Genomic DNA, 17283 nt, shown 5'->3' with positions numbered 1-17283 from the left:
TATGAAGTCAGAGGGAAGAAGGAAGAAGTCAGAGGCAAGAGGGAAGAAGGAAGAAGTAGAAATTTTTACTCTCTTCCCATCTTTCCATCTTCCCCTTTCCCCCTCTCCCTCGAACACTCTAGTAATTGCAGGTGTGGATGAAGTCGGACGAGGGGCTTTGTTCGGGCCGGTGGTGGCTGCCGCCTGCATTTTGCCCGACGAAGTTCTCGATGAATTAGCAAGTTGCGGGGTGCGCGACAGCAAGCAGTTGAGTGCCGCAGCCCGGAGTCGGTTAGCTGTGAAAATCCGGGCTGTGGCTGTTGACTGTCAAATTGGTGCGGCTTCGGTGCGGGAGATCGATCGCCTCAATATTTTGCAGGCTTCTTTGTTGGCGATGAAACGGGCGATTTTAAAGTTAAAGTTGACGCCGGATTTGTGTTTGGTTGATGGGAATCAAAGGATTCCCAATTTGGCGATCGAGCAAGAGACAATGATTAAGGGTGATGCGCGATCGATTCAGATTGCTGCTGCTAGTATTGTGGCAAAGGTTTGGCGCGATGAATTAATCCTGCGGATGGCTGTTCAGTATCCTGAATATGACTTGACAAATAACAAAGGATATGGAACAGCCAAACATAAATTGGCTTTGGAACGCTGCGGTGTATCTGCCTTTCACCGACAATCTTTTAGTCCTTGTCAAAAATAGTTATCAGAAATCAAAATTACTCGTTAGATCGCGTTCGGTTAATCAGCGATCTAACGAGTGCGATCGTCCCGCTCGCTCTTTTAACCTACATTCGGCACCCACAACTATCAAAAAGCACTCGATCGTAGCCTAAGCTTTAGCACCAACGGGGTCAACGAGCTATGTCCCTGATTCTGTCTGCTTTGTAGCTCCCTGTATTACCCCGTCAGCTTTAACCCTTCACTAACTATTAAAATCTTGCAACTTAACCTCGCCACATTGTGAAGTTTTGTGTTGTGCGATGCCTTCATTCTATAATTTTTATCTCACCCAATCATGTGAGGGAATTGTCAGAGTCGGGTACTTCCCTACCAGTCTAGATAGTTTAGAGCAGGAAAAAGTCAAATGTTTGGAAGTCATAAACTACCCATGGTGGTAGATATAGCCATTACCCTTTTCGGCATTGCTGGGCTTGTGGCTGGGTTCGTGTTTTTGAACTGGCTGGCTGGTTTTAGCTTGAAAGCGCTAGAGTCAACCCGGTTTCGGAATCACTCTCCAAAAGTCACGAACCTGCGACAAAATATCACGGTCATATTACTCGTGACCTGCGTCGCTCTGTGTTTGCTGGTGGCAGGAGTGAATGGGGCGCTGATTTTTCAGGGGAAAAGTCTGTTGTCCTTTTACCTGGGTTTGCTGAGCAGCATTCCCCGCAAAATTTGGAACCAACTAGCGATCGCCTTCTTGAAGTGCATTAGCCTACTATTGCTGGTCAAGCTCAGTTTACCTTATCTACTAAAGGTGCTGGATCGGGGCAGCGTGCTGGCTCAAGGCTCGGATCAGATCACCGCCAACGACGAAAGCGTTGAGGTATTTTTCAACTCGCTCAAAAAGGTTGTATCAAATGGAACTTGGCTGCAGGCGTTGATTTTTTGCAGCGATTTTCTGCACGCACCGGCTGTCGTCACCAAGTATGTCCGAGTCGGACTCAAAGCTTATCTGGCAGTTTCTCTAGGGCAGTTGCTCATCAAAGTGCTGTCTGTGCTGATCGACACGCTGGATGCTCTGAGTCTGCGTTACTCCAGCAGCGAAAATGTATTGCGTCACTATGAACGCTTTCGACACTTAGTGCCAGGACTGAAGAAGGCGCTGGAATACATTTTGTATGTTGCGATCGCAACTTTAATTATTCAAGACATCGACTCCATCGCTTGGATTACGAATTATTCAGGTCAAATCATCCAGATAATTGGACTCTATTTCCTGTGCGGAGTCTTTATTGAATTTACTAATATTATCTTAGAAGATTTAGTCCTCAAAACCGATCATCTTACCGATTTGCAGCGGCAGCGGCGTCTTACTATCATTCCCCTGTTCAAAAGTATCTTAAAATATCTGACTTATTTTGTCGGAGGAATTCTTGTTCTCAATTTAGTCGGCATCAATCCAGCTCCCATTCTGGCTGGAGCAGGTATAATCGGTTTAGCTGTGGGGTTTGGGGCACAAAACTTAATCAACGATATTGTCTGCGGCTTCTTCATTTTGTTTGAAAACTACTATCTTGTAGGCGACTACATCGAGGCAGGGAAGGGAGAAGACCGGATTTTGGAGGGAGAAGTTGAAGCCATCGAACTCCGTACTACTCATGTTCGTCACCCAGACGGACAGTTACAGATTATCCGCAACGGAGAAATCGGCTCAATCGTTAATTACTCCAAGCAATACAGCTACCCCAAGGTAGATGTTCCAGCTCTACCAGGTTTGGATCTGGATGCAGTGTATGCATTAATTAATGAGGCCGGACTGCTGCTTCAGAGTGAATGTCCAGAAGTATTGGAACCCACGCGAATTGAAGGACTGGAAAATTTTGATGTTGACAATCTGGTTATCCGAACCATGACTCGGGTGAAACCAGGCAAGCATCTACATATTCAACGGTTATTACGCAGCAAGCTCAAGTCAGTGTTCGATCGACAATTTGCACAGAGATAATTAAGTAGGTCGGCATTAATATTTACTGTTGAGGCAAGGCAGAGGGTAGAAGGCTGAAGGGAAGAAGATTTTAGGCTCAAAACATTCGTTGACATACCTTGTTTTTTTGTGTCTGCTCACATCTTGCACCAGAGCCAGGTTCTTCCGTACTTAGTGTGCTAAAATATTAGCCAATCTGAATCCTCTCTTTGTGCAACAATGTGTCAGTCCCGCACTCCGGGCAGGACTGACACATTGTTGCACTACCGCAGTCAATTCATCCCCCCTCATCCGTTAGATGATTGTGAACAAATTAATAACCAAAATTATTAATCTACCGGGAGTTGTAGTAGAAAAAATACAACAAAGGGCAAGGGATTATAGAATTAATCGATTGGTTAAAGAAGGCAGAACCTTACTACAAAAAAACAGTGAAAACCATCGAGCGAAGGCTCGGCAGAGGTAGCTGGGTAAGCATGAACAAAGAACCACCAACGGCGTTGTCGAAGGAATAAATAATAAATTAAAGCTCTTAAAACGCTCTGGCTTTGGATTTAGGAGTTTTCATAACTTTCAGGCTTGCGGCTTATTGTTTTGGCATTTTCCTAATACTTTAGCATACTAAGTACGGAAGAACCATTTGTTCAGTCCTGCTGTCGCGTCTCGCTCAGTATCATCTAATTCCCGGTTCAGTCGGTCAACGATCGCTAGTTTGTTCGATCGGCAATTCTATGATAAACTCGGCTCCGTGCCCGAGTGCAGACACGCAGCTCAGTTTGCCACCGTGTTCTTGGACAACTTTGTAGGAAATTGACAGGCCTAAACCGGTGCCTTTGTCGGCGGGTTTGGTGGTAAAAAAAGCCTCGAATAACTGCTGGGAAACTTCTTCTGGCATACCGGGGCCGTTGTCAGAAATCCTAATTACAGCATGGGAGTTTTGGACTTCTGTCCTAATTTTAATCTTGCTGCGGTTAGCTTTGACTTCGGCAACTGAACGCCCTTCGTTGTATTCCTCGATCGCGTCGATCGCATTTCCGATTAAATTCATAAATACCTGATTGACTTTCCCGGCATAACACTCAACCAAAGGCAAATTTCCATAGTCCTTAATTACCGCAATTTCGGGATAGTTTCCTCTGGCTTTCAAACGGCTTTGCAGGATCAGCAACGTTCCTTCAATCCCTTCGTGCAGGTTAACTTTGCTCATTTGAGAATCATCTTTGCGGGAGAAATTTCTGAGCGAGCGCACGATTTCGCGAATGCGATCGGCCCCAACCTGCATCGAAGACATCGCTTTCGGCAAATCTTCTAGCAGAAACTCTAATTCGATATCCTTAATTTTCTCTTGAATTGCTGCCGGCGGCTGCGGGCAGTGCTTCTGGTACATATCGATCAAATTCAGCAAATCTTCCGTGTAGTGGCCGACGTGGACGAGATTGCCGCAGACGCTGCTAACAGGATTGTTAATTTCGTGAGCAACACCGGCTACCATTTGACCGAGAGTAGACATTTTCTCAGTGTGAATCAATTGAGCTTGAGTTTGCTGCAATTCGTGCAAAGTATTTTCGAGTTGAAGTTTTTGTTGGGTTAACTCTGTTTGCGATCGCAGCAAAGCTTCTTCACTGCGTTTTTGCTCGGAAATATCAGTAATTAACCCTTCCAAAGCTATCAATTCTCCCGAGTCGGAAAACACTCCCAAACCTTGCTCCCAAACCCATTTTAATTCGCCATTTTTAGAAGTAATTCGGTAATTTAGCTGATAGGGTCGATTTTCTTGTAAGGCAACTTGCACGGCATTCCACAAATTATCGCGATCGTCCGGGTGAGTCAATTCCGAGAGAGAAACTTCCCGAGTGCCGATAAATTCTTCAGGAGAATAGCCGGATAACTGATAGCAACCTTCGCTGACAAACTCCATACTGCGATCGGCATCGTTGCGAAAACGGTAGGCCATTCCCGGCAAATTGCTCATCAGCGTCGCCAAGGCCCGCTGGCTTTCCCGTAGGGCTTCTTCGGCGTGTTTGCGATCGGTAATATCCGTCATCACCGCCAGCATACAGAGTTCGCCGTCCAAATTAATCAACTCTGCTGACAGCAAACACACCACCACCGATCCCGACTTCATCCGAAACTCGCATTCCTGATTGCGAACAACACCTTGTTCGTGCAAACTTTGCCTAAAATCAAGTCGGTCTTGAGACCTTACCCAAATATTTAACCCCGGTACTGTATTGGAGGTCGTTTCTTCTAAGGCGTAACCAGTCATCGACAAAAAACTATCATTAACTTCAATAAAACGACCCTCGGCAAAAGTAGTAATAATCATCGGATCTGGACTCGATCGAAAAGCCTTAGAAAACTTTTCTTCCGACAATCTCAACTTTTTAATAGCCTCTTCCAACTGACTTGTCCGCTCTTTAACCCGGCATTCCAATACCTCATTAGCCTGCTTCAGTGCCTCCTCAGCCTGCACCCGATAAGTGATATCGCGCACCACGCCTTGCAGCCCTATTTTGCCGCCGATATCCATAGAAGTTAGCAGCACTTCCGCAGGAAACTCAGAACCATCCAAACGGCAGTGCCTCCAGTCAAAACGGCAATTTCCCGATCGCAGAGCCGTATTAATTCGCTCTTGAGAAAGACTCATAGAATCTTGTCCGTCCGGTTGCAACGGCGGGCTGAACTCCGAAGGATGCTTGCCGCAAAACTCCGACTCAGTGCTGCATCCAAATAACTTTAAAGTCGCCGGATTGCAATCCAAAAAACCCTCTTCGTCTAATAGCATTACCGCATCAGTCGTCGATTCGTACAAAGTGCGAAACTTTTTTTCCGATGCCTGCAAAGAAGCAATCAACTGCATCTTTTCTTCAGCCGCCCGCTTTTGTTCAGTAATATCTTGCATTACTTGAGAAAAGCCTTGCAACTTTCCCCTTTCATCGCGCAAAGGAGTAACAATAATATTCGCCCAAAATCGCGATCCGTCTTTGCGAAGCCGCCAGCCTTCATTTTCGTATCGACCTTCTGCCACCGCCCGGATTAATTTTTCTTTATGCTTGCCGATTTCAAGATCTTCTTTAGTGAAAAAACACTCCGAATTATTGCCTGCTATCTCATAAGCTTTGTATCCCAAAATGCGTTCTGCACCAGAATTCCAGCTCGCTACATACCCATCAGGATCTAACATAAAGATAGCATAATCCTTGACGCCTTCAATTATTAAGCGCAGGCGTTCTTCGCTTTCTCGAAGTGCAGATTCTGCTTGCTTCCGCTGGGTGATATCTTCTACAAAACCTTCGTAGTAGAGCAATTTCCCTGCTTCATCGCAGACAGCCCGCGCATTCTCAGCAATCCAAATTATTGTTCCATCCCGCCGATAAATCTGTGACTCAAAATCGGATACGATGCCCTGTTCTTGCAAAGCAGAAACAAACTGATCGCGGCGATCGGGATTGACGTAAAGCTGATCGCTAATATCAGTCAGACAGGTCATCAGTTCTGCAGCGGAATTGTATCCGTAGATGCGAGCTAAAGCTGGATTAGCGCTGATGTAGCGACCGGACTGGGTTGTTTGAAAAATACCCGACACAGCATTTTCAAACATACTATAATATTTTGCTTCCATTTGGTGCAGTGCCTCCGCGACATTCAGGCATTCTATCGCTTTATTTCCTAATTTTTGATTTCCCACTTGTCAATACCCTGCTCTTGTGTGTGAGTTGAATATTTTGGCCTACCGCCTGTTAAATTTGAGCCATTAGTTAGGCTAAAAGATGGTGTGTCGCAGCCGGAGACGAGTGTGTTTATTCATCTATCCTACTAGGGTGTTAGTTGTTAGTAGTTGCTGCAGAAAGTTTAGCTGCTCCGGTATTTAGTTGAGGCTTGAGTGGTTGTCACGCTCGCATTGGCATATCGATCGGCTTGCGGTGCAGGTGTTCGAGCAAAACCCGCTCCTGGAAATCTCTCTGAATATATTAGCAGTTGAATACCCTGAAATAAGTTACTAGCAAGGATGTTGTTACAATTAAAGGCACCGACTTCTACAACCGCAACAGCCTATTTTGAGAGGATTTGGGTGAGAGTACGATCGACTCTTCTCCGAGGCAACTAACCCGCATACAAGAGCTAAACGCTCGCTGTCCTTGCTGTCAATCGATTTTAGATCTTAGATTTTAGATTAAAGAATTGACTCCACAGATGAATCTGGGGTTCTCCTAATGTCTAAAATTTTTGCTCTCCACAACTCCTGTCGGAAACTTTTATCGGTCTTTGGCTGCTCTGAGTTACTCTTAAGTATTATTGCTGATAGATAATACAGCAGACTGCTGGCAGTTGTACGATATGGAGTTTCTATGTAAAGTTGGCACAACAATAGGGTAATTGTTGTATCAAAAAATTCATATTCTGCTGCTGTGGGGGGAAAAATTCTGTAGCGGTGCTGGCATTTGGGCAAAAATCTGGGTCCGATCGCGCAAAATGTGGTCAGCCAGTCTGGTAAAATCCCGATCGATTCTCGGTTTTGCCGCAAAGCTCGATCGGGCTAAATTTGACTAGAACTAATAAATGACAGATTCTCCTCTCCTAGCAACGCCAGAGTTATCCCCAGCTTCAACCCAGACGGCGGATTCTCCTGTGTGGCCAGCCCTCCTGCAACAACTATTAGACAGACAATCTCTCTCACGCGGCCAAGCAGCCGACTTGATGCAGGGATGGCTAGCCGAAGCTATTCCCCCCGTCCTCTCAGGAGCCATTTTAGCGGCCATCCAAGCCAAAGGCATCTCGGCCCAAGAATTGGTAGGAATGGCTCAGGTATTGCATTCTCAGTCGCTTGCAGGCGAGTCGGAGAGCGTTTTCAATCCCAAATCCTCAATCTCCAATCTCAAATTAATAGATACTTGCGGCACAGGCGGCGACGGCGCTTCCACGTTTAACATTTCCACTGCTGTAGCTTTTGTGGCCGCCGCCGGCAAAGTTCGAGTCGCGAAACACGGAAATCGCTCCGCATCGAGCAAAGTGGGTTCTGCTGACGTGTTGGAAGCACTGGGAGTCAACCTCAACGCCGATCCCGCGAAGGTAAGATCTGCGGTAGACTCCGTGGGCATCACCTTTTTATTTGCCCCTGGGTGGCATCCGGCACTTAAGGCTGTAGCGTCGCTCCGGCGCACTTTGAAGGTGCGGACTGTTTTTAACCTATTAGGGCCCATTGTCAATCCTATGCGCCCTACAGGGCAGGTAATCGGGGTGTTCGATCCTAGTCTGGTATCAACTATTGCTCAAGCTTTGGGCGACTTGGGGACTGAGTTAGCTGTAGTCGTTCACGGTAGAGAAAAATTGGACGAGGCGGGTTTGGGTGATGTGACTGACTTGGCGGTTTTGTCGGATGGCAAAGTGGAACTGACTACTTTAGACCCTGAAAAGGTAGGATTGACACCAAGTGCGATCGGCTCATTAAAAGGCGGAAATGTTGAGGAAAACGCCGAGATTTTGCGGAACGTTTTGCAAGGCAAAGGTACGCCCGCACAAATGGATGTTGTAGCTTTGAATGCCTCTTTGGCTTTTCAGGTGGGAGGTGCAATTCCTATGGGTTCCCACGCCGCAGGAGTTTCTATGGCTAAGGACATTTTATTGAGCGGCGAATCTTGGTTGAAGTTGCAGCAGTTGATTGAGTTTTTGAAATGAAGGAAGTTCGGCAACGAGCAATGTACGGGATGTAACGGATGTAACGGATGAAGGAAGTTCGGCAACGGATTTTGTAACGGAAGAAGGAAGAAGGAAGAAAGAATTTTTTGTTTTAACTAACCAACAAGAAAAATTATTTAATTTTCAATTTTTCTTTACTTCTTCCCTCTTCATTCTTCGTTTTTTTTAAGAGCGCGATCGAAATTCAATTACATCTTGCTTAATAGTCACATCTTTATTACCAAAAAAGTCGTGACCCAACAGTCCGATATCTAGGGATGGCGAGACTGCCACAACTACATTGTTAACTGCTAGACCACCTGCTTCAATAGAAGTCAAGCGACCGAGGGGAAAAGTAGCAACTCCGTTGGGAGTTTGTGCTTGCACTGTTCCCTGAAGAACAACGCCCAATGCTTTAGCCATTGCTGGTGTAATTACTGTGCCACTAGCTCCAGAATCTACCATCATCTCGAACTTTTGTTTGCCGTTAAACGTGACTTCTATGACGGGTATATTAGCCTCTCGGCGTTTGATTTTTGCCTGAAATACTCCCGACTTTGCCGCCGCCGAAGTGGTGGGAGTCAATTCTTTGGGGAGAAAACCGCAGACTGATTGGCTGAGGTTGATGGTTCGGCCTGACGAGCTCCTCATGAAGCATCCCTCACTTTCTTGAGCCACTGCTCGCGAGGAGTTGGCAACAGTCCCTACTAAAATTGAACTGCTCAGAGAAATAACCCCTGCTAAAACCAGTAAAGGTTGGTGCAGGCTGTTAGGGCTCAGAAGAGGCTTTTTTGAGTTTGAGAGTAAAGGCAAGGGAGATTTGCTGGGCATAGTTTGATTAAACGCTGTAGCTCGATCGTAACAGCGACAACTGCCTTTTGGTATAGATTTAGACTTTCGATCCTCATAAGCTGCTGGCAGATAAATTGCTGGCGCGGGGGGAGATGGAAAATTTGCACTTATTGCAGGTTTTTGATTATCTGTTGCTTCTGCCTCGGGCATAAGTGCCTTTTTTTCCCGAACCCTTGCACAAATTCAAATAATATCTGTATATTGCCGACTAGCATCAAATCCCTGGCAGTGGTAAGAATGAAACCAAACGAAAGTAATTAAGGATGCCATGTCACTTTCAACTGCACAACCCGCTCTCCTAGTCCTGGCTGACGGTACTGCTTACCGCGGCTGGTCGTTTGGCGCTGACGCCACCGTCGTTGGCGAGGTAGTATTTAATACGGGAATGACGGGCTACCAAGAAGTATTGACCGATCCCAGCTATTGCGGTCAAATTGTAACTTTTACTTATCCAGAATTGGGCAATACCGGGGTAAATCTCGAAGACGAAGAATCCTCGCGCCCACAAATTCGGGGTGCGATCGCCCGCAACGTATGCAGCCGCCCCAGCAACTGGCGCTGCTCGCAATCTCTGCAAGACTACCTGAAACAGTACGATATCCCCGGCATTTACGGGATCGACACCCGCGCCCTCACTCGCAAAATTCGCACGGTGGGAGCGATCAACGGCGGCATTTCGACCACGATTCTCGACCAGGCGGAACTTTTGGAGCAAGTTCAAGATGCCCCCAGCATGGACGGGCTGAATCTAGTCCAGGAAGTCACGACTCGCGAGGTTTACGAGTGGTCTGAAGCCACGGACTCGGTTTGGGAGTTCAGTCCTACAGTCAAACCTGCTAAGGGCAAAATGTGGACGGTGGTAGCGCTAGACTTTGGGATCAAGCGCAACATCCTGCGGCGTCTGGCGAGTTACGGCTGTCGGGTAATCGTTGTCCCCGCTGACACGTCGCCGGAGGAAATCCTCAAATACAACCCGGACGGCATTTTTCTGTCCAACGGCCCCGGAGATCCGGCGGCGGTAACGGAAGGGATCGCTACTGCGAAAGCTTTGTTAAAGTCGGACAAACCCGTATTCGGCATCTGCATGGGACACCAAATTTTGGGACTTTCCTTGGGTGCAGAAACTTTTAAACTTAAGTTCGGCCATCGGGGATTGAATCATCCAGCGGGTTTAACTCAGCAAGTAGAAATTACTAGCCAAAATCACGGTTTTGCGATCGACCCCGATTCCCTAGCCCCCGAAGTAGAAATTACTCATCTCAATTTGAACGATCGCACCGTAGCCGGATTGAAGCACAAAACTCTGCCGCTGTTCTCGGTGCAGTACCACCCAGAAGCCAGTCCGGGCCCGCACGACGCCGATTATTTATTCGATCGATTCGTGCAGTCAATGCGAGACAATCAGAAAATAGCCAGCAGTAAATAGTCCGCAGTCAGCAGTCAACCGTTAATGGCTGCTGCCTCAAAAAAACTAAAAACCACTGCAAAAAAAACTGTAGACAAAAGACCAAAAAACTCCTATAATGAAGCCTCGACTTTAAGCCATATCTAGCTAGGAGGGTGTCATTCCTGAGTCATTGACCCTGACCGTTAGCCTCAGAGGCACTCGCGAAGTCAAGAATAACTATCAGTTATTTCGCCTGACTGGCCTGCTGGACGCTTTTTCTGAGGCAACTTTTCGGAAGGTAATAAGCAAATGTATTGACGAGGGCCCAAAACACGTAATTTTGGACTTGTCTCAGATAGACTTTGTGGATAGTTCAGGCTTGGGCGCACTTGTGCAACTTGTCAAAAAAGCCCAAACCTTGGAAGGGACATTGCAAATTGTCTCAAATCCCCGCGTAACTCAGACTGTTAAACTGGTTCGCTTAGAGAAATTTTTGTCTTTGCAGCCTTCGGTTGATGAGGCGGTAAAAAACGTCAAGGATGCTTGACGCCAAAGTGAATTAAATTAGCTATCCGGTTCTCAACGCTGGATAGCAAATTTTTATTTTTGTGTTGGTAAAACAATACCGATTTTCCCAGAAGCTGCGACACTCGCCAGCCGCTATTTCCCCGATGTTTAGAGTTTCGATGGATGGGCAGTAAAATATGTGTGGCAAACACGCGGAAAAATGGTATAAAAATTAGAGCCTCCCAATTTGGTAAAAAGCCTTTTTTAGGAGTGCGATCGTCGCGAAAAGCTTTGTCTGTATATCTCGCTTCGTGCTCTGAGAGCAAACAGTCATGTAAAAGCTATAATTGCGGAAGTGACGAAAGACCAAATAAGTAAGTGACTAGAAAAACCAAGCTGTGCCGAAGTTTTATTTAAAAAAGTATGTCGCCGATCGCAGATGACGGACTCAAACTGAGTCTGACGGATATCAGTTTAAATCGAGTGCATCCTGCGAGGGCTACACCAGCAGAAATAGAAAGAATTTCGCCCGCAGCCTGGGCATATTTGGGAGATGCAGTGTACGAACTCTACGTTCGGAGTTCGTACTTAGTGCCACCCAAAAGATTGCAAGCTTATCACGAATTAGTGGTGGGGCAAGTACGAGCCGAAACTCAAGCGCGTCATTTGCGATCGCTCTCTCCTTACTTGAACAGTACAGAATTAGCAATTGTCAAGCGCGGCCGCAATGCTGCAGCGGGCCGTTCTAAGCGAGCAGATCCAGAGATATACCAACAAGCCAGCAGCTTAGAAACCTTGGTCGGATATTTGTATCTCACCGATCCTGAAAGATTGACTGAACTTCTGGCACTTTTAGATCTTGAGACTTAAAGGATGTAGCAGTTAAGAGTCGGGCATGGGGAGGAATTAATTAACCATCCTGGCACGGCTAACATAAAACCGCAAAAATCTCGATCGGCAAAACAGGATTTATCAGTTATTAACTAGCAATTTGAACACCGCAAAATCCTTGCTCCCTCCCTAGAATATCTAAAAACTCAAAGCCCCAAGATTGCTCCCTCAATCAAGAATCTCACATCTACAATCTACAATCGATTAGCCTTCAGCCAAAACGTTTTGACCACAAGAAACCAATGAGAAAATTTAGCAGACCAAACTCCTCGCGATCGAATTCCGACAGCAAGCCATTCAAAAGCGAAGGCCGCCGTCAGGACTCACAACCATCCTCTGCCCGCTTTGAACGCAAGCCTCGTCCCGACACTCGCGGAGTAGACGCGCCTCAAAAGCGATCGACCTTCGCCCCGCAATCGCGAGAAATGCCCGTGAGAGCAATTTTCAAACGGAGAGTCGATGCCGACGGCCAACCGGAAATTCGCAGAAATAATCCTTTCCAAGACAGAGACAGCAGCCCGCAGGAATCTAGGGGAAATTATTACCAAGACAGAGACAGAGACAGAGACAGCAGCCCGCAGCCGGCACGCAACAATTTCCGAGACAGAGACAGAGACAGCAGCCCGCAGCCGGCACGCAACAATTTCCGAGACAGAGACAGAGACAGCAGACCCCAGGAATCCAGGGGCAATTATTACAAAGACAGAGACAAAGACAATAGCCCGCAGGAATTCCGGGGCAACCATTTCAGAGACAGAGACAAAGACAGAGACACTCGCCCTGTAGACAGTGCCTCAAATACAGTCGTGCAACCAGACGCAGACACAGACGACATGATTTACGGCCGCCATGCGGTGCAAGCAGCTTTAGAAACAAACCAAGTCCTCAACCGGATTTGGGTTGTTCCCCACCTGCGCTACGATCCCCGCTTCCATAGCTTGCTAACCGAAGCCAAAGCCAACGGCAGCATCATTGACGAAGTTGACGATTTGCGCCTCGACTACATCACGCGCAAAGCAAACCACCAAGGCGTAGCCGCTCAAGTATCAGCCTACGAATACCTGGATTTGAGCGAACTGATCGCAAAGGCTAAGTCGGCTTGCGAAGATCCAGTAATTGTGGTAGCAGAAGGACTCAACGACCCGCACAATCTAGGGGCGATTATTCGCACCGCAGAAGCATTGGGATCTCAGGGCATGGTGATTCCACAGCGGCGGGCTGTTGGGATTACCTCGGCAGTGAGAAAAGTAGCAGCAGGGGCATTGGAAAGCCTGCCCGTGGCGAGGGTTGTCAATCTTAATCGGGCGCTGGAAGAACTCAAAGAGGCTGGATTTTGGATTTATGGCACTGCAGCAGGCGTCGGTCAATCTATAGAGACAGTCAAGTTCTCCGGGCCCACTGTTTTAGTGGTGGGTGGTGAAGCTGACGGTTTGAGCCTTTTGATACAGCGCGGATGTGACGGATTAGTTTCAATTCCTTTAAGGGGCCATACTCCTAGCCTGAATGTCTCGGTAGCAACGGGGATGGCTTTATACGAAATTTACCGCCAGCGCGGGCCCAAAAAGTTTCACGTACACGGATCGTAAAGGTGGTTGAAAAAAAGAGCACAACAGAGTAGCTTATTGTGAATGCCGCCCAGAATGCAGTGGCATCACACCTAGAACAAGTAAGGATAGCCGATCGACTGTCGTTACTTGTTTAGGCGAAAGTAGAAGGGGCCTTGCCCCTAGGTTCAAACAGGAATTCGACACCCATCTATTTAAATATCACCTTTAAATAGTTTTGGATCGTTTCTTGGCAGCAGTTAGCCACGTGTAAATAACAAAAGCCTAGGCGTGTTCGCAGCACCCTGAAAACACCGTCAAATACATTAGAAAAGCAGATGAAAGAATTCTTGATTAGCTTGCTCAACTTTTTCGGATTGGCTTGGTGGGTTGAAGTTAAAACTTCAGCGCCGCGGTGCATTTACTATTTTGGCCCGTTCTTAACCGATGGCGAGGCGGAAGCTGCAAAAGCAGGATATGTAGAAGACATAGAAAATGAAGGGGCAGAAGGTGTTAGTGTTTCGATTCACCGCTGCAAACCACTTACTTTAACTGTTGCAGAAGATTTGGGAAAGCTTGGTGATGGAGGACTCTGGCCGGTTTTGAGCGGTCAGTAGAAGCATGGGGAATTTTGAGTTTTGATGAGATATGGCTACGCTTCCCTCGCAACGCTGTGCGGTTTTGAGTTGTGAGTTGTTGTAACTTCAAAACTCTTGAGTGTTGGGTAATAAATTACTTGTGACAAACTCAAAACTCAACACTCGCAATTGCCAACTGCTTCGGGGTGACTCTCAATCCACCGATCGATGTCTGCGAGTACCCGATCGGGAATTTCCCAGGGGAACAAGTGGGCTGTATTGGGATAGCACTGCCACTGACAATCGTGGAGGTGGCGGGCGGTTTCTAAACTGGATGCTGAGGTGATGTGCCGATCGCCCTCTCCGGCCAACACCAAGCACGGACAATGAATGTCGCCGAGGTGCATCAGTCGATCGTATCCAGCCCTCAGAGCGGTATTTAACGCCTTGGTGGCCGTGTTGGAAGTCTTGAGGTAGGCGGGGGTACCTGCCTGTGCTAAGTAGCGGTAAGGGGTGGCTTTATGCTGCTGTATCAAGTAGCGAAAGAGCGATCGCCTAGCAAAAGTATCAATATTCCACTGCCAACCGGGTATCGCCCAATTGATAATTCCGGCTAAACCGGTGTAAAGGTTATCTTGCCAAGAGATGGGAGGATGGCTTCCTCGCGGTTTGGCTGCAGATGCAAGGAGAATCAAACCGGTGACTCGCTGGGGATATTTCATGGCTAATTCCAGCGCTAAAATCCCTCCCAAAGACCATCCGATCACCAAACACCGATCGACTCCTAATCTGTCTAATAGTGCTTCTAAATCGACCAGATGATCGGTCATTTCAAAGAAAGTTGAGGTGCGGCTGTTGCCGTATCCGCGCAAGTCAGGGGCAATAGTCTGGAACCGCTTTGATAGGTGTTGTGTGAATACCGACATACAATCGCCGGAACCTGGATGGCCGTGCAAGCAGAGAATTGGAAATCCTTTGCCTTTGACGGAAACACTGAGTTGTTGATGCGGCATTTTTTAAATGTTTGGGCGGTGCGTTCTCCCCCGCTATAAATTGCATATTCCAGCCGTTAAAAGCTGGGGTTTCGGACAATGTAATCGGCAATTTTAGAAATAGACTGGCGCATTGGTAGCTCGCCGCTGCGGCTGTCAATCACAGTAATCACATAAGCCTCGTCGTCAATGCTCATCGCTAAAGTTGTGCCGAGTACCAGGGAATTTTGGCCGGTTTTTTCGCCCAACCACTGAGCTTTAGTTCCTTGCAAGGCAGCAAATCCCAGAGCGTGATCGTACTGGCGGTTGAGAGTTTCTATTAACAGTTTAGCACCGGGCGTTTCGCCGTTGTAAATTTGCACCATCATTTCGGTGAGTTCGTTAGCAGTCAGGCGGTTGCGACCAGAACCGGGGTTGGAGGGCATAATTCTTTCCCCCATCAACTTGAAGTTGACGCGGGTGACTTCGTAACCGCTATTATTTAAATATTGATTGATGTAATCCGAACCCAAATAATCGATTAGTTGATTGGTGGCGATATTGCTGCTGCGATAGATCATTTCTTCTAACAGTAGCTTTAGCGGGTAATTGCGATTGGAGGTAATCTTTGCCGATGCGTCTTCGGTGAAATTACCGCGATTGACGAATACTTCCTGGTTCAGACTAATTTTTTCTTTTTCGACTTTTTGCATCAGGGCAACAGCAATCGGCAATTTAATTAAGCTGGCCGGACTGACAGGAGGCACATCGCCCCGGAGGTTTACGCATTCTCTAGAAAGGTTGCAAACACCGATCGAAGCTTCAGCCGACAAACCGCTTTCCCGGGCAAGCGCACCCAAAAAATCTGATTTTGCTTGCTGTACTTGAAAGGTTGCTGCGGTTAAATTTTCCCGGTATTCTTGAGTTTTTGAGGCAGTGAGCGAAGCTAAAAATGAATTTTGAGGAACTTCCTGCAAGTTGTTGAGTGCCTGATGCCATAAAAATTGAGTTTGCTGCGAAGATTCGATCGACTTATTTGGCTGCCGTTGAGTTTCTACAGCTCGGTTGGCTAAACGGACTGCTTGCTGTAAGTCGTCCTTAGCCCTCTGTTCTACTAATATTTGAGATTCCACCGCTTGCAACTGCTGTAGCAGTTGTTCTTGAGGATTGGCGGCAACAGGAACTAAGCGCGAGAGCAGGGTTGGTTCTGGGGAGGGAGAGGGGGGTTGTTCTAATTCCGCGATCAGCCGATCGCGAATTTTGTAGAGTTCGTCTAGGGAACGCGGGTTTGATGATTGAGAGAATGAACTTGCGATGGTTAACATCTGAACCAGTCCAATGCCGGCTACTACTGCCGCCATCTTGTTGGCGATCGACAAAAAACGCCTGATATCTCGCATATTTAACATCCTCAACACCACCACATTCAATATAAGCAGCTATTGTTACATCAGTCAAACAGTTTTAGATTTTAGATAAGAGAACAAATCTAAAATCTAAAATCTAAAATCTAAAATCTAAAATCTAAAATGGTTTTGATCGCGCTAATGTTGCAAAATATTACCAAAATAAAGGGAGCGATCGCACCAAAGCAATCAACCCCCTTTAAATATGGCGAACTATCTACTTTTTGCGCCGCCGTCGCCAGTCAGCACCCAACCGCTTGAGGTAATCCCAGCCGCGTTGGGGCCAGACATGATCGCTACCGATTTTTTCGGCAATCCAGCGAGCGACTTTGGGGCCTGTCCAGTCTCCGCCGTCGGGGGCAGGACCTTGCAGCGCTTGTCGCAGTTCTTCTTGCTGTTCAGGATTCAGCAAGGATTTCGCAGGAGGGGGCTGGCGGTCTCCGCTGCGATTTCTCACAGAGTTAGGCCCTTCTCGGTTGTAGCGCTGGACAATTTCTTTGGCGTAGTCATAGTTGAGGCCTACGACTTGGGCTGCTTGTTTGATAGTCCAATTTCGGGAAACTAAAAGCAGCAAGTGCCAGCGGCGCGACTCTGTGGTGTTTTGTGCCTGCCGGTAGCGAATTTTGAGTTCCTCTGCCGTCAGGTGGGATTCTAAGTGAGCTTTAGGTGGCATTCCTCCAACGGGGCATCGGGAACTTCTTACCATATATCTTTGGTTTTGGGGATAATTCCGGATGAAATTATTTTCCTGGGGATCGTTCGGACAAATAAGTAGCTTTTTTTACCCCAGATGCACGCAGCTAGTCGCACTTGAGGAAGGACTGCTGTTTTTTGCAGGT

Annotated in this window: 15 protein-coding genes; 9 read left to right on the top strand and 6 right to left on the bottom strand. The window is 47.2% G+C overall.

What is annotated here, in order from left to right; genetic code table 11:
• The first annotated feature begins 1 nt into the window (after position 1).
• The 3 genes from QUA53_RS02705 (at position 2) to QUA53_RS02695 (ending at position 3257) form a co-directional block, all read left to right on the top strand.
• A complete protein-coding gene (locus tag QUA53_RS02705; RefSeq protein ID WP_333094845.1) occupies positions 2 to 685 on the top strand; it encodes a ribonuclease HII in 684 nt (227 codons plus the stop codon).
• A 384-nt stretch (positions 686 to 1069) separates the two neighbouring features.
• Positions 1070 to 2653, top strand: a complete 1584-nt coding sequence (locus QUA53_RS02700; RefSeq protein WP_333094846.1) for a mechanosensitive ion channel domain-containing protein — start codon at positions 1070 to 1072, stop codon at positions 2651 to 2653.
• Positions 2654 to 3098: 445 nt separating this feature from the next.
• Positions 3099 to 3257 carry a transposase gene (locus QUA53_RS02695; RefSeq protein WP_445305228.1) on the top strand — a complete coding sequence of 53 codons (159 nt, stop codon included), beginning with the start codon at positions 3099 to 3101 and terminating at the stop codon, positions 3255 to 3257.
• Between the two features lie 72 nt (positions 3258 to 3329).
• On the opposite strand, the gene QUA53_RS02690 is transcribed toward QUA53_RS02695, so the two are convergent.
• Positions 3330 to 6320 (bottom strand): PAS domain S-box protein, encoded by a 2991-nt coding sequence (locus tag QUA53_RS02690; protein ID WP_333094847.1) that lies wholly within the window; start codon positions 6318 to 6320, stop codon positions 3330 to 3332.
• Positions 6321 to 7192: 872 nt separating this feature from the next.
• Here QUA53_RS02690 and trpD point away from each other — a divergent pair.
• Entirely contained in the window at positions 7193 to 8308 is a 1116-nt protein-coding gene (trpD, locus tag QUA53_RS02685; RefSeq protein WP_333094850.1) for an anthranilate phosphoribosyltransferase, read from the top strand.
• Positions 8309 to 8494: 186 nt separating this feature from the next.
• On the opposite strand, the gene QUA53_RS02680 is transcribed toward trpD, so the two are convergent.
• Positions 8495 to 9310 carry a retropepsin-like aspartic protease gene (locus QUA53_RS02680; protein ID WP_333094851.1) on the bottom strand — a complete coding sequence of 272 codons (816 nt, stop codon included), beginning with the start codon at positions 9308 to 9310 and terminating at the stop codon, positions 8495 to 8497.
• Between the two features lie 118 nt (positions 9311 to 9428).
• Here QUA53_RS02680 and carA point away from each other — a divergent pair, with 118 nt between their 5' ends.
• A complete protein-coding gene (carA, locus tag QUA53_RS02675) occupies positions 9429 to 10586 on the top strand; it encodes a glutamine-hydrolyzing carbamoyl-phosphate synthase small subunit (protein ID WP_333094853.1) in 1158 nt (385 codons plus the stop codon).
• A 151-nt stretch (positions 10587 to 10737) separates the two neighbouring features.
• Positions 10738 to 11094, top strand: coding sequence for an STAS domain-containing protein (locus tag QUA53_RS02670; protein WP_333037230.1), 357 nt, complete (start codon positions 10738 to 10740; stop codon positions 11092 to 11094).
• On the opposite strand, the gene QUA53_RS02665 is transcribed toward QUA53_RS02670, so the two are convergent.
• The gene (locus QUA53_RS02665; RefSeq protein ID WP_333094854.1) at positions 11081 to 11380 is read right to left on the bottom strand and encodes a hypothetical protein; all 300 of its coding nucleotides are present in this window, start codon (positions 11378 to 11380) and stop codon (positions 11081 to 11083) included. The genes QUA53_RS02670 and QUA53_RS02665 overlap by 14 nt on opposite strands.
• Before the next feature lie 97 nt (positions 11381 to 11477).
• Here QUA53_RS02665 and QUA53_RS02660 point away from each other — a divergent pair, with 97 nt between their 5' ends.
• The 3 genes from QUA53_RS02660 to QUA53_RS02650 all read left to right on the top strand — a co-directional run bounded on the left by QUA53_RS02660 (position 11478) and on the right by QUA53_RS02650 (position 14106).
• A complete protein-coding gene (locus QUA53_RS02660) occupies positions 11478 to 11924 on the top strand; it encodes a Mini-ribonuclease 3 (protein WP_190662113.1) in 447 nt (148 codons plus the stop codon).
• A 263-nt stretch (positions 11925 to 12187) separates the two neighbouring features.
• Complete coding sequence (gene rlmB / locus QUA53_RS02655; protein WP_333094855.1) at positions 12188 to 13531, top strand: 23S rRNA (guanosine(2251)-2'-O)-methyltransferase RlmB; 1344 nt, start codon at positions 12188 to 12190, stop codon at positions 13529 to 13531.
• Positions 13532 to 13827: 296 nt separating this feature from the next.
• Positions 13828 to 14106, top strand: coding sequence for a DUF1816 domain-containing protein (locus tag QUA53_RS02650; protein WP_333082740.1), 279 nt, complete (start codon positions 13828 to 13830; stop codon positions 14104 to 14106).
• 137 nt (positions 14107 to 14243) lie between these two features.
• Here QUA53_RS02650 and QUA53_RS02645 read toward each other — a convergent pair whose 3' ends face one another.
• The 3 genes from QUA53_RS02645 to QUA53_RS02635 form a co-directional block, all read right to left on the bottom strand.
• Positions 14244 to 15080: an alpha/beta hydrolase gene (locus QUA53_RS02645; RefSeq protein ID WP_333094856.1), complete on the bottom strand. Its 837-nt coding sequence runs from the start codon at positions 15078 to 15080 to the stop codon at positions 14244 to 14246.
• Positions 15081 to 15136: 56 nt separating this feature from the next.
• Positions 15137 to 16438 carry a serine hydrolase gene (locus QUA53_RS02640; protein WP_333094857.1) on the bottom strand — a complete coding sequence of 434 codons (1302 nt, stop codon included), beginning with the start codon at positions 16436 to 16438 and terminating at the stop codon, positions 15137 to 15139.
• A gap of 223 nt (positions 16439 to 16661) precedes the next feature.
• Positions 16662 to 17117 carry a helix-turn-helix domain-containing protein gene (locus QUA53_RS02635; RefSeq protein ID WP_039886916.1) on the bottom strand — a complete coding sequence of 152 codons (456 nt, stop codon included), beginning with the start codon at positions 17115 to 17117 and terminating at the stop codon, positions 16662 to 16664.
• Positions 17118 to 17283: the final 166 nt, after the last annotated feature.

The organism is Microcoleus sp. Pol12B3, from assembly GCF_036701355.1.
Lineage (GTDB): Bacteria > Cyanobacteriota > Cyanobacteriia > Cyanobacteriales > Microcoleaceae > Microcoleus.
This window is presented reverse-complemented; position numbering and strand designations above follow the sequence as displayed.